This is a genomic window from Paenibacillus yanchengensis (genome assembly GCF_042684845.1).
Classification (GTDB): domain Bacteria; phylum Bacillota; class Bacilli; order Paenibacillales; family Paenibacillaceae; genus Pristimantibacillus; species Pristimantibacillus yanchengensis.
In genome coordinates, this window is record NZ_JBHUMH010000010.1 from 1 (window position 1) to 12,558 (window position 12,558).

Annotated in this window: 14 protein-coding genes and 2 pseudogenes; 2 read left to right on the top strand and 14 right to left on the bottom strand. The window is 35.5% G+C overall.

From position 1 onward, the window contains the following. Window positions 1-173: 173 nt before the first annotated feature. From ACFSTH_RS02335 to ACFSTH_RS02380, 10 genes and pseudogenes are all read right to left on the bottom strand, one after another. Entirely contained in the window at window positions 174-404 is a 231-nt protein-coding gene (locus tag ACFSTH_RS02335) for a helix-turn-helix domain-containing protein (protein ID WP_377769812.1), read from the bottom strand. Between the two features lie 11 nt (window positions 405-415). Continuing rightward, window positions 416-898, bottom strand: coding sequence for a DUF2975 domain-containing protein (locus tag ACFSTH_RS02340; RefSeq protein ID WP_377769811.1), 483 nt, complete (start codon window positions 896-898; stop codon window positions 416-418). Window positions 899-1,203: 305 nt separating this feature from the next. Further along, entirely contained in the window at window positions 1,204-1,590 is a 387-nt protein-coding gene (locus tag ACFSTH_RS02345) for a DUF5071 domain-containing protein (RefSeq protein WP_377769810.1), read from the bottom strand. Between the two features lie 33 nt (window positions 1,591-1,623). Further along, on the bottom strand, window positions 1,624-2,616 hold the full coding sequence (locus tag ACFSTH_RS02350) for an HD domain-containing protein (protein ID WP_377769809.1): 993 nt from the start codon (window positions 2,614-2,616) through the stop codon (window positions 1,624-1,626). A 79-nt stretch (window positions 2,617-2,695) separates the two neighbouring features. Beyond that, a complete protein-coding gene (locus tag ACFSTH_RS02355; protein ID WP_377769808.1) occupies window positions 2,696-3,277 on the bottom strand; it encodes a hypothetical protein in 582 nt (193 codons plus the stop codon). 319 nt (window positions 3,278-3,596) lie between these two features. Then, window positions 3,597-3,953, bottom strand: a pseudogene (locus ACFSTH_RS02360) (DUF5071 domain-containing protein); the annotation flags it as partial. A gap of 239 nt (window positions 3,954-4,192) precedes the next feature. Continuing rightward, window positions 4,193-4,810 (bottom strand): hypothetical protein, encoded by a 618-nt coding sequence (locus ACFSTH_RS02365; RefSeq protein WP_377769807.1) that lies wholly within the window; start codon window positions 4,808-4,810, stop codon window positions 4,193-4,195. Window positions 4,811-4,929: 119 nt separating this feature from the next. Further along, the gene (locus ACFSTH_RS02370) at window positions 4,930-6,330 is read right to left on the bottom strand and encodes a hypothetical protein (RefSeq protein WP_377769806.1); all 1,401 of its coding nucleotides are present in this window, start codon (window positions 6,328-6,330) and stop codon (window positions 4,930-4,932) included. 694 nt (window positions 6,331-7,024) lie between these two features. Then, complete coding sequence (locus ACFSTH_RS02375; protein ID WP_377769805.1) at window positions 7,025-7,546, bottom strand: GrpB family protein; 522 nt, start codon at window positions 7,544-7,546, stop codon at window positions 7,025-7,027. A 189-nt stretch (window positions 7,547-7,735) separates the two neighbouring features. Beyond that, window positions 7,736-8,404 carry a DNA alkylation repair protein gene (locus tag ACFSTH_RS02380; RefSeq protein WP_377769804.1) on the bottom strand — a complete coding sequence of 223 codons (669 nt, stop codon included), beginning with the start codon at window positions 8,402-8,404 and terminating at the stop codon, window positions 7,736-7,738. Between the two features lie 194 nt (window positions 8,405-8,598). On the opposite strand from ACFSTH_RS02380, the gene ACFSTH_RS02385 reads away from it, so the two are divergent. After that, window positions 8,599-8,949 (top strand): hypothetical protein, encoded by a 351-nt coding sequence (locus ACFSTH_RS02385; protein ID WP_377769803.1) that lies wholly within the window; start codon window positions 8,599-8,601, stop codon window positions 8,947-8,949. Between the two features lie 84 nt (window positions 8,950-9,033). Next, entirely contained in the window at window positions 9,034-9,255 is a 222-nt protein-coding gene (locus tag ACFSTH_RS02390) for a hypothetical protein (RefSeq protein WP_377769802.1), read from the top strand. Between the two features lie 292 nt (window positions 9,256-9,547). On the opposite strand, the gene ACFSTH_RS02395 is transcribed toward ACFSTH_RS02390, so the two are convergent. The 4 genes and pseudogenes from ACFSTH_RS02395 to ACFSTH_RS02410 all read right to left on the bottom strand — a co-directional run bounded on the left by ACFSTH_RS02395 (window position 9,548) and on the right by ACFSTH_RS02410 (window position 12,279). Further along, window positions 9,548-9,967: a GNAT family N-acetyltransferase gene (locus ACFSTH_RS02395; RefSeq protein WP_377769801.1), complete on the bottom strand. Its 420-nt coding sequence runs from the start codon at window positions 9,965-9,967 to the stop codon at window positions 9,548-9,550. A gap of 186 nt (window positions 9,968-10,153) precedes the next feature. Continuing rightward, window positions 10,154-10,375: pseudogene (locus tag ACFSTH_RS02400) on the bottom strand (DUF3626 domain-containing protein); the annotation flags it as partial. Between the two features lie 231 nt (window positions 10,376-10,606). After that, a complete protein-coding gene (locus ACFSTH_RS02405) occupies window positions 10,607-11,101 on the bottom strand; it encodes a hypothetical protein (RefSeq protein WP_377769800.1) in 495 nt (164 codons plus the stop codon). A gap of 269 nt (window positions 11,102-11,370) precedes the next feature. Then, window positions 11,371-12,279 carry an NAD-dependent epimerase/dehydratase family protein gene (locus ACFSTH_RS02410; RefSeq protein ID WP_377769799.1) on the bottom strand — a complete coding sequence of 303 codons (909 nt, stop codon included), beginning with the start codon at window positions 12,277-12,279 and terminating at the stop codon, window positions 11,371-11,373. Window positions 12,280-12,558 lie beyond the last annotated feature (279 nt).

Genomic DNA, 12,558 nt, shown 5'->3' on the forward strand with positions numbered 1-12,558 from the left:
TTGTTTAAACTTCATAGTAGAGCATCTCCTAAGATAGAATAGTGCCTTCGTCCGGCCTATCTCTATCCTACAGGGATGCTTCCTTATTTACAAAGTCCAAATTTAACGCTCTACAGGAATGCTGAGCAAATGGGATACGCTTATAAAGGAGAGGAAGAAATATGTTCCTACTTCTATTCATGTCTAGCCATACTTTCCTCATCATTTCTATATTCCAAAATATCGCCAGGCTGACAATCTAGTGCTTTGCAAATTGCTTCTAGCGTCGTTAACCGAATCGCTTTTGCTTTGCCGTTTTTTAATATAGAAAGGTTAGCCATCGTTATACCAACTCTCTCCGAAAGTTCTGTTACACTCATTTTCCTTTTGGCCAGCATCACATCAACATTAATAATAATCGCCATATTTATTCACCTCAAACCGTCAAATCATTTTCAGATTTAATAGCAATCGCCTCTTGCAAAAGCTTCTGGAGAACTGCAGCGAACACAGCAATCACTACGGAGGCAAACATAATAACTAAGCCGATAACTATAATACCCGGGGCGTCATCCTTCTCCGCCAACAAATAAAATAGTGGCATACCGATCAAATACAAACCACTGATGATAATCGCACAATATTTAATATACTTCAACGCACGTACCGACAAACTAGAGAAAGCTTCGTTTCTATCAATGTAAGTTAACAGTTGAAACGCTTGATACAAAGCAACATAAAAAGGTACCACCGATGCGTACAATACAGTAGCGATAAGATATTTCAAATATGGCATATCCGGATACAGTTCATCTGAAAACTTAACTATCTCAGGCACTGCAAAAATACATAGAGCAAGTACCGGTATACCGATCAGAATAACAGCTACTTTCAAAAAAAGTGTCGTTCCTCGTTTCATTACAAGCCCCTCACTTATAATTTTAATTACTACGACTTTACCACAAAATTTATCGCAAAACAATAAAAAAATATTATTACACGGATATAATTGTGGTATTTTGTAAATAAAAGTTGACTTTTCTTCCATAACACAAGAACAGAAGAATAGAAGAATAAAAATCAGATAGTGACATACTAGTTTTATTTCATTAAAACGTTTTTATAAAAACAACAAAGATTAGTTATAAGGTTGGACAATGAAGGAGGTTACGCAATTTGTGGAGTAGCATAGTCCGAAAACTTATTGCAACATTAATTACCTTATTAAATTAATAACAGAATTTGACTTGCTTTCTTATCCACTTCTTCTAATTCTTCACCCATAGTAGATGTTGTGGCAAGCTTTATTAAATCACTTCTTAACAATTCCATATATTGCGAAGGTAACTCTTTGACTAAGTATTCTAAACACCAAAATTTCCATATATCATCGCTAGTTGAAAACACATCTTTTATATGAGGAATAATTTCTTTTGGAAAAGATATCAGAATGTTAGCGACTTCGGGTGCTATTGGCCAATTCATATCTTGCATCCACTCCAACAGCCCGGGTAACAAAGGAACAATATCTTTTTTATTCATCTTTTTTATAGTATTAACTCTTTCAAAATCAAATTTATTTCTTGGAAGTTTATTTTCAAATGTCATCATTTCCATCCCCTATATTACAGCTACTTTCTCCAACTACTCCCACCAAACATAATAAGTACCGATCATCTGTTTGAGTTCCTCCATCGTTGCTGGGATATCTAGCGATGTTTCGACAATCGAAACGTCTCCTATAAGAGGCAAAGAGAGGTAGAGTTTATTCAAAATTGTAGTTTCCGCCGCAACGGCAGGTTTTTCCTGCGTCACGCGAATACGCCATGATTCCATAAGCAGCTTATCATACTCTTCTTTTGTTTCGCCACTGCTGTATAGTAACTGCTCTATTTCTGCATCCGTCATGGTAGGCAATCTAGTAACTTCAAGTTGATCATTAATAATTAAGCGGCGAACCAACTTACGCATCATCACGTTTACTCCAATATTAGCAGGAGACGCATGCATTCGAGCCTCTTCCCAAATAAGTTCAGTAATGCGCTTGCCCGCTTCCAGAGTAAATCGGAGATGACCATCTCTGTAATTTATCTGCTTCAAAAGTTCACCCGGAGAAATAGACATATAACCGCCGACATACGCACTCCGAACCCACGAATCCAGATGATCAGCATGGAGTATACCATCCTTGTTCCTCAACAAGCTGCGTTGTAAGCCATCAATATAGTCCATAACTTGGGCAGAATCGATATTCGCTTCGGAAAGTATATTCACAATCTCCTCCGAAAATACGGCCTCCCGCGTCCATGGATGATGATCCACACCTTCTAGTGATTCTAACGTATGGCTAAACGGCGCATGTCCAATATCGTGTAGCAACGCCGCTGCCCTTAACGAGCGGTTATCCGGCTCAAAATATGCCGTCAGTGCAAATACACCTAACGTATGCTGTAATCGACTAAACGTATGGTGGGAATTGATAAACGACGCACCGCCATGCCGAATCAAATGAAGTCGTCGTACTTTTTTGCTTCTCAAGAGTGCTTTTTCCTCATCAAACAACCGAATCGAAAGCCGCCATAAAGGCTCATATAGCTCGTCTAAAGCGCCATCATGTCTTAACCGATAATCCACCATTTAGTGCCCCCTAGTATGTATAAGTTTTAGATTTTATAATAGAAAAGATAATATGATTACGATAGATTAGTTGTTTACTCTATTCGCAAATGTAACTAAAAAAGACTTCTCGTCTGAATAAAGAAATATCATTCGAAACAGAAGGAATGTGATTTTCTAATATAGCAACAATTTCCTTGAATGTACTATCTATATCATCTCTTGAATTTAAAATACGGTACTCATTTGGCAACTTCTTTCTTCGTTTTATTAAGCCATTTGTTTTTACTGATTGTTCCCAGTCTCTAAAATCATTCCCGTTATCTCTAGTAAGAATTCTATGCTTAATTATTTCATCACTATCACCATAAAGAGTTATGATAACATAGTTATAACCAGAAAAAACATTAGGAATATCTATCATTCTTATGTCATCTAAATCCGTAATTATTATGTTTTTAAATCCGTGCTTATTGTAGTTTTTAGCTACCGTAATAAGATTTTCAAACGAAAGTTGTTCTTCTTGTCGTTGAGATATTTTGATTAACGGTGCTAGAGTACGATATTCCGGAATCCAACCGAACTCAAAATATGGCGATTCAAAATGCTCATGAAGTTTTCTTGCTAATGTTGTTTTTCCATTTCCCGGTGAACCGTGTAAAATGATAAAGTCTATGTTCATCGTTTTCAGCACCTCTTACTTCGTTCGATTTGAGGGTTATCTGTTTCGTAAAAATGAATTTGGTGAGTCCTTTCTTCACCACCTAATGAGGTTATGAATCAGTAACATGGTTAGATTCAAGAGGCATATCACTTAAACTTATTTGCTAATTAGTGAACTTTCTTTGCACGTTAGCGCAGTAAGACCGACCTCCGTTTGATTCTAGCTTCCTTGTTCTACTCACTCCGTAAAATTATCCAAATTGTATTCTTTAAGCACATTATTCCAGAAAAACTTAGCAGGAACGTTCTTCTCTATCTGAAAAACTTTCCCTCCAGTTTTATAAAATAAGGAAATCGTCTGTCATAGTCCCCAAATCCATATGAACTTCTTCTAATTCTTCACCCATAGTAGGTGTTGTGATCAGTTTTATTAAGTCATTCCTTAATAATTCTATATACTGACAAGGTAACTCTTTAACTATGTATTCTAAACACCAAAATTTCCATATATCATCGCTAGTTAAAAGAACATTTTTGATATGAGGCATAATTTCTTTTGGAAAAGATATCAGAATGTTAGCGACTTCCGGTGCTATTGGCCAATTCATATCTTGCATCCACTCCAGCAGCCCGGGTAACAAAGGAACAATATCTTGCTTATCCATCTTTTTTATAGTATTAACTCTTTCAAAATCAAATTTATTTCTTGATCACATCATATGTGCTTTTTACTAGAAATGATGTAAAGGACGATGGCGTTGGCATTTCAGAAGTTGAACTGGGACGGATTTTCACACGATTTTACCTAGGAGAAAATTTAGGGAGCTACAAGGAGTTGGCATTGGATTGTATCTCGCTTGCAAAATAGTTGCTTCGCAGCATGGATATATGGAGGTTAACATAAGTATGCTTTCTCAATGTAGCCCTAATTATGTTATTGATCCTTCTTCTCAGGTCTTGTTTTCCAGATTTCTTCAATGCCATTCATATCATTATTATGCAAAAATTCTACTGTTTTTGTCTCTAATTCATCTAACAATATTAGCCAAGCGCTTTGGTTTAACTTATAATTTTTTGAAGTATCTTTATGCGTGACTTTTATCCAAACTTCATTCAACTCGCTTGATTTTTCAATTTGATTTTTCATTTCTTCATCTAATTTGGTATCAGTTTTGAAAACCTCTTCATGCCAAATATAATAAAGACGTGTAAGCATACCAGCATTAGCAGAGCTCTCATTGTACTGATATCCATCTTTTCTCTTTTTTGTAGCAATTGCAAGTTCTCTGGTTTTATTAATTATATCTCTAATTATTTCATTATTATGCATTAAGGTCTTAGATTGTTGTGGTGTAATTAGATTATTAGAGATCACCTCAGTATACGTTCGTTGATTCTCGTCAATTGTCAAAATTAGAGTTTGTATATTACTTGCTAATTGATTAGAAATGTACTTCTTATACATTTGCTTTTCTCTTTGTTGATTAAACATAAAGATCATAAGAATCAAAATAATTACAACGAAAATAATAACATACTTCTTCTCCTTCACTAGATCATCTCCATTTCCTTTTATTATATCACTCCAATTAAAATAACATTTGATTAAACATTGTTCCTATTTTAAGCTTTATTAGAAAAGCGGCAAATGTTGCATTCGCCGCCTGTTTACTAGCCTTTAATTGTATAAGTAAACGGTAATTCTTTATAACCAGCGCCAAATTTCGTTGAAGCTGGATAATAAACTTCCCATTTAATCTTCATCAATCCATTGGTTTTTGTGGCTACAGTAGTTGGTGTACCCTCATATTGTACAGTAGTCTGTAATGTAAGGTAATGTCCAACGTTTTGTTTAGTTGGTGAATCTGTAGATTTGAACATATCTGCGCTTGATTGTTGATTTAATCCTTCAACAATAGTTTTATCATTATTTAGCTTAATATTAGTCGAGCCTAAAGTAATTGTTTTACTCGTTCCAGCATCTATAATTGCATCAACCCATTCCTTAATTTTACCAGGAGTAGGTAATGTGGGTAAGAGATTGGACCACGTTTTCTCAATTATCTTTGATGCCAATGTACTGCCATTACTTTTACCTTGAAGTTTTCCATCAACCATTGCATTAATAATTATTGATTTGCCTCCCACTGCAGTTACAAGTTTTACATTGCGATATTTAAATGGGTTGTCTATGATAGTACTTGTAGTTCCATTAATAGCAAGATGCTCCGCTATTTTAAAGCTATTTGTCCAGATATCACTACCATTAACGTTAGTAGATTTCCATGTACCATAGGGCAATGACCACACTTGAACATAATCCATACCAACATACAAAGTAGTATAATAAGTAGTATCTCCTGCCCAATCTGAAAAACTACCAACTGCCTTTGGGGAAATTCCAGGGTTCACAACACCAAGTTTTTCTTTCAGTGCCTCTGTTGTTGGAATTTGCTTTTGCTCACTTGGTTTAATAACATTTGCGAACCAAAAAAAGTCTTTTAACGTGTCGATTTTATCATCATTTAATATTTGAATATTATTAAGTTCCACTGGAAGTGCAACCTCAAAAAGTAATATATTTCCTGAATTATCAGTAAGATATAATTTTAAATGTGGAGCATTTCTAAGCTCACTATCAATGATAGTCTTGTCATAAGATTTATCATTATAAATTTCAAATTTCAGTATAGTAAAATTCCCATCCTTATCAGTTATGTCTCCAACAATGCTATTTATAGATTCTTGTTTCTTATAACTGTCAAATAAAGTTCCTGTAGCAACCAAATTCTTGTTTTGACCATTATAAGCAACAGTAGCATTAAAACTAATTTCATTTCCCTGTACCAAAAAATCTCCTAAAGTAACTTCTGCATTTTTCTCCAGCTTTAATAAAGCATCATCTGAACTGGTTTGTGAACCATAAAGTTTATTAAAATTATCAATACTAATAGAAACACCTGATACGTTTTTCACATTGATATCTTCGTTTTGTTGAGCTTGCGCCTGCAACGGAATACAGAAAGAAAATAACACAAAAAGTGATATAAATAAACTTGTATACCTTTTCATTTAATTCATCTCCTTGTAATTGTTAGTATTTATAAACTTAAAACCACCCCTCCTTGCTCCTTAAAACTTTATTCAACTGAGTTGTTAAGGGGAATTCATTATTACACCACTTAACAACCATAACTTAACATTTTTGTATCTCTTTACTCAATAGGGCTTAAGTAGTATACTATTATAGGAATTTTTTATATTTATTTCAATTTTACAATTAAATGAGACTTAAAAGTAGTTTGTCGCAAATCCTTTATAGATTGCACTGTAGCTTATGTAAGTGAGCGGTTTTCGTTTATGATGATAACGTTAGATCAATATTCGTCGCACCTGCTTCCACCCCCTCAGCAAGAGTTGTAATTCTCCTGTCGTTCTCCAAGAACAATAGAAATCTCTTTTCCTCTGAGATCCGGTACAGTTTCCCCATTTCGCTTTAACCAGGAATAAAACCTAACTATCCCCTCCTGTGCCAGCTCGAAAACCTTTTCAGGACTCGTACTTTTCCAAATGCATCCGATCTCAGTAAGGATATGCCCCATCCATCGACCATCGGAAGTTCCATCTATGTCAACACGAAACTGCAAAAAGCTCATCACCTCTGTTAATTTTCACCACTTAATATCGCATTAATGCTTTTTCATTGGAGATTATCAAATTTATTCTCTGTCATTCTTACTATCTCGTTACTTTAATCAAATACATACTAGTAATTTTCTTGGTTTTTAGTAAACCAGGATAGTGCAAGTTGTTCCATTTCCCTCACAAATGTTTTTTTTGCTGGGCTATATTCACTTGTGTTTTCGAAACGTTCAGCTAATTCTTCCTTAAACCGGCTATATTTTGCAACTTCTTCAGGATGACATCTCAAATAATCTCTAAATATGAGATGTCGTTTGATTTGAGGGTTATCTGTTTCGTAAAAATGAATGTGATGAGTCCTTTCTTCACCACCTTTTCGGAATAACCTTCTACCAGAAATACCCCACTCTCCAGCTACATCATATCCAAGCAATTTCATTTTATCGTTATATGAATCGATCTTGCTAATATCTTGTACTATACACATCATGTCTATAACGGGTTTAGCTTTTAAGCCTGGTACTGATGTGCTTCCAAAATGATCAAAACGAACGATTTCATCCGTAAATATAGTTGTTAGAAACTTAGCTTCATCTTCGTAAAGTCTTATCCAGTCTTTATTATAGTCGCTTAGTCTGATCTTCATAAAACAACCTCCTAGAGACACCAAATAGTGGATTCCCATTCACTAATGGTACAGCTTTCCATATCACTCTAACGGCTAAATTCTTTGAGCAAAAAGGATCTGGAAGCTTACTTTCAGATCCTTTGTCCATATTAAGGCTTTGAATTCCTTTATTTTTACATCAAACACTAACGAATTTTTCAGGGGTAACTAATTATTATTTCTTTTGTTAACTTCAATCGCAATGAACTCCGGCAAATATTTGGGAGTACATCCCTTTGATACCATTTCATCTTTATAAAGACCCGTTTTCTCACCAAGTTTAATACAACGTGCACGATTATGTTCATCATAAACGCCTATCCAGCCTGCGATGAAATTCATTGCCCATTGAACTTCCGGTTCTTCTTGCGTAATATTAGCTTCAATTGCAGATAGTAAGTCTTCGGTGTTATCAGGCGGTGTTTGTCCAGTCCATCTCAATCGCGCTTGATAATACCAGAAAGCTCGCCTTTGAAGAGCAGAAGGGCTATTTTCCCATAATTCCATCCATGCAATTGTCTTCTTGTCTTTGGTGAGCTGATTAGCCATTAACCAATCCATTAAATTATTTCGCTCATCAAAAGTGTGAGTCTGCATATCCTTATCAAGCTTATTTAGCACTTCTTGTGAAAGAAGTTTTTTATCCATAATTAAGATTGCTAATAGTCTGGGCAAAAACTCTTCGGTTGACCAAAGTTCCATAGCTAGTTCGTGATCTTTTTTAATGTCCTTTGCAATTTTTCGTAAGTCACCTAGCTTAGTTTTACTATTGATCTGAGGTAGAATGTTTTCTGCTTTTGAAGAACGTTTTATTTCTGTACCTTTATTTTCATTCATTTGACACAACTCCTTTATTAGAACACTGTTTCATATTGAGTGAAGTAAAAATGCTTAACCGCATCTGCTATATATTTTTCTCAAGGGAGAGATGAGTATATACATACCATTGGATATTCAAACAGACATTGAGTTTTGTAGTTTACTATATTTACCTAAAATAAAATCATAAGTACTAATGAGGTGTGAGATAATTGAAAATACAAAGTGTGAAGCTTTTAACTAGTAATCTGGAAAAGCAGAAAATATTTTATACCCAACTAATGGAACTCCCTTTATTGAATGATCATTCTGACACATTCACCATCATTGTAGGAACTTCTCATTTAACTTTTGAAAGGTCATCCAATGTGAATGAGAACCCCTTTTACCATTTTGCTTTTGACATTCCTGGGAATAAAGTAGATGAAGCAATAACATGGTTAGATTCAAAAGGCATATCACTAAACTTATTGCCGCAGGATAAGCATCAGATTTACTTAAAAACATGGAACGCTACTTCCATCTATTTTATGACCACATTGGAAACATTGTTGAGTTTATAGCAAGACATAACCTTACTCATTCATCAACTGCCAAATTTTCTAGCGAGTGCTTACTGAATATTAGTGAAATTGGTCTGGTTGTTAATGATGTATCTTCAACAAAGAAATTACTGGAATCACGTTTCGCTTTCATTTGCCGCAGTTGGTGATGAGAATGGCTTATTTATTTTATCTGCAAATAAAAGAGTCTGGCTTGGATCAAATAAACAAGCGGATGTATTTATGACAGAAGTTATAATTGAAAGCAATATAAATAAAGGTGAATTTACTTTGAAAGGTTACCCATATAAAATTATCGCATATTAAAACAATGATCTAGTCTAGTAAAGTAAGGCAGCCCTCTTTGCTCACCACTGAAGACCATCGAAATACTCGGCTACCTGAATGACAGATTTCATTTAATACAAGTAGATAAAAGTAACATGACAATCACTTCATCTGGTTGAACTTCTTTCTTGAACTTCATACACATAGTAGGATATTTATGCAGTCTACTTTTGCAAACGATTGCTGGTTCGGAAGCGGTAACTTCTTCGTCGGATAGAGCCGCTTCTTTTCTATTATACTAAAGCAATTACTACTCTTACTCTTTAATCACTCACAAATCTTTTTTCAAATAATAGTGTGTATGTCCACCAGCATTAGCAATAGTGCCGTATATTTGATAACCTTGATTTTTATAAAAATCTAACGCTTGAAAACTTAGTGTGTCTAATTTTATAAAATCACATTGCTGTTCTCTGGCAAGTTTCTCTGCTTCCATTAACAATTTCGTACCATAACCTTGATGACGTAATTGTTCATCAACTATAAGTATATGGACTTCCATCCAATTCCAACATATTTCTCCTATCAATCCACCATAAATATGACCATCGTCATTTTTAATAAATAAATTAACTTCCTGATATTTATCTCGCAATTGTTCTGGAAAATGGAAATAATTGAAAGCAATTAATTTGTCTCTAACAATAATTTTATCCTCTTGGTTCATTCCTCTGGCTATATGTAGTGCCATAATTTCGCCTCGTTTCTACAACTACTGGAGTGATGAGTCCTTTTTTTCTAAACAAATAGTAACTCATTTTGCTTTGACTGAGTTGTCAATATTAGATAAGTATAGTGAAGGAGATTCCTATTATTTAAACATCAGTATAGATAGTAAGTATTTTCATTCTAAATATTAATTAATTTTCCATATCGATTATTGAAATTCCTTCGTAGTTACAGTTGACATCGTTTCGCCAAACCGCACCAACACATGCCATATTAACTTTAACTCTTGCAGCACTTTCTCGTAACTTCCCCTATCGCTCCATCGTTCCGGATTACTGTGCAAATTATTAACTGCCATACCATTGGTATATGCATCAATTCGATGGTGAACAGCTATTCGTTGGGCTAGTGAAGGCATCGTTGGTTCTCTATTTTCCTCCTATGACAAACGATTAGTCAGTCAATGATTAGCCCATTCCGACACTTTTTTCATTATCTCATTGGCAAACGACTGCTTACTTTTTTGAATGTTTATATGCTCCGTAGCGTAAATATGGACATGATGCGTTCTACTATTACCACCTTTCGTAAAATACCTTCTTCCAGCGTAAGTAATTTGCCGAAATCCGACTCGAATAGGACATATCTGAATGAGTTCCGTCTACGCTACATCTCGGTATAACTTCGCACGTAACGTATAGAGGTGTGGATGCTCTGCATCCCACTTGATTGGATTAGCTATCGAGAACACCTTTTTTTGTAAAGACATCTGTGAATCAAACAAAATTACCGCTTCGTCCAAAGGAATGGTGTGCTGCTCTGGGTCTAATAACTTCAATTGGATTACTGCTTGCTCTGCACTACCTAATTCAACTCCAAGCATTACCGTTAATTCTGCATCTGTGTAATCCGCATCAAATTGTACATCATAATGTAATTTAGTTATATGTGTGTGTGGAACTGCAATAAGCTCAACACTATTAATTATTCCGCCGATATTATGATGTGCATAATAACTTCCGACAGATGGGTCCAGAATATTATCCATGAATTCTACAATAATTTCTGTTTGTTTTCCTGCCATCACATGAGCAGTAATATCGCAATCCCACGTAGTGAATCCGCCTTTATGACTGCGAATACACGATCCATTCACCCATACGGAAGTTGTGGAACAGCGACAACTGTCTTGTAGTAATATGGCGTATCATTTTCAATATCGTATCCCTACATGGCTACTTCACCAGGAACATGAATATCGCTCCATTTGAAAACACTATTTTCCAATTACAGCACTTCATCAATCGAGTTGGCACCGCATCCAAACTTCCATACAGCATCAGCACTACTGTTTAAATCAATAACAGACACTGGTAATCCAAACGAATAAACCGCTCTCCACACTAGCTTTACTAATGAGTAACTTCATTGCTTCCGGTGAGTTAGAATCCAACGACAGGCCTGTTCCTCCAATTGAACAACTGTCTGTTCGAATTTTTTAATTGGATGGTAGCCTAAGTCGTTTTTTATTTTGTTGTAACTATACGTCATTCTTATTGGGCTACCATCGGGTATGATGAGCTGTTTTTGCATAGCAAGCGCAATACGTACAGTAAACTCCTTTTCTGTATAGTTTCCGTCCACAGCGTTGTAAATTTGATTTACTGCCGCAGGATGTTTCGCTGCTAATACACACATCTCAGCCAAGTTATCTGCATGCACCCATGGGGTCAAATCATCAGGATGAATCCATGTTACATTTTCTACTTCAGCAAGTTTTGTAATCAGTTTATCGCCCCAGTGAGAGTTATGTTCGGCGCAAACAACGCCAGGACGTAAAATTACACATTCTAGCCCATTAGCTATTGCATCTTGTAAAATTCGTTCCGATTCACATTTCGTTGAAATGTATACCTCAGAGTGACCGTATGCTAAATCACTTGCTTCATTCAACTCCACATCTCCTTCAAGATGACCATAGACAGATACAGTAGAAATATGTACGAAGCGTTCAACTCCTGCTGATATAGCCCCGTCTACTAAGCTTTGAACCCCTTGAATATTTGATTCCTCAGCAATGGTTCTATCACCACCGAGATACGCAGCAGCGTGAATGACAATGTTTACATTTTTGAGCGATTCCTCAATCGCACCTCTATTCGTTAAATCTCCGATTATTGGTGTAATGCCGAGTTTGTTACAAAGGGAAATATCCTCATTGTTACGTATAAGCCCTTTGACCTTTGCACCCTCTCTAAGACATTTAGTGGCAATTTTGTCCCCTACGGTTCCCGAAACACCTGTTACAAGAACAACTTTATCGCGAAGTTTCATTTAACCTCTCCTTTATCTAAACTAGCAATTGCTTTGCAAATGAATTTTATACTTATATCGCTTTATCCTAACCGTGAGCTCAAAACCATTTTAAGAAATTTTTGGTATACATATCTATCATATTCGTGTTCTAGAGCAAAGACCCTTTTTCGAAAGTCACATCAAGTTTAATTTTCCTGATGCCCTTAGAGTGTTTTAATGGACTGTATTGCCTTTTATTGAACATGATTTGTTTTTTTAAATCGTTTCATTTCTACTTCATGGAATGGATACGGCGAG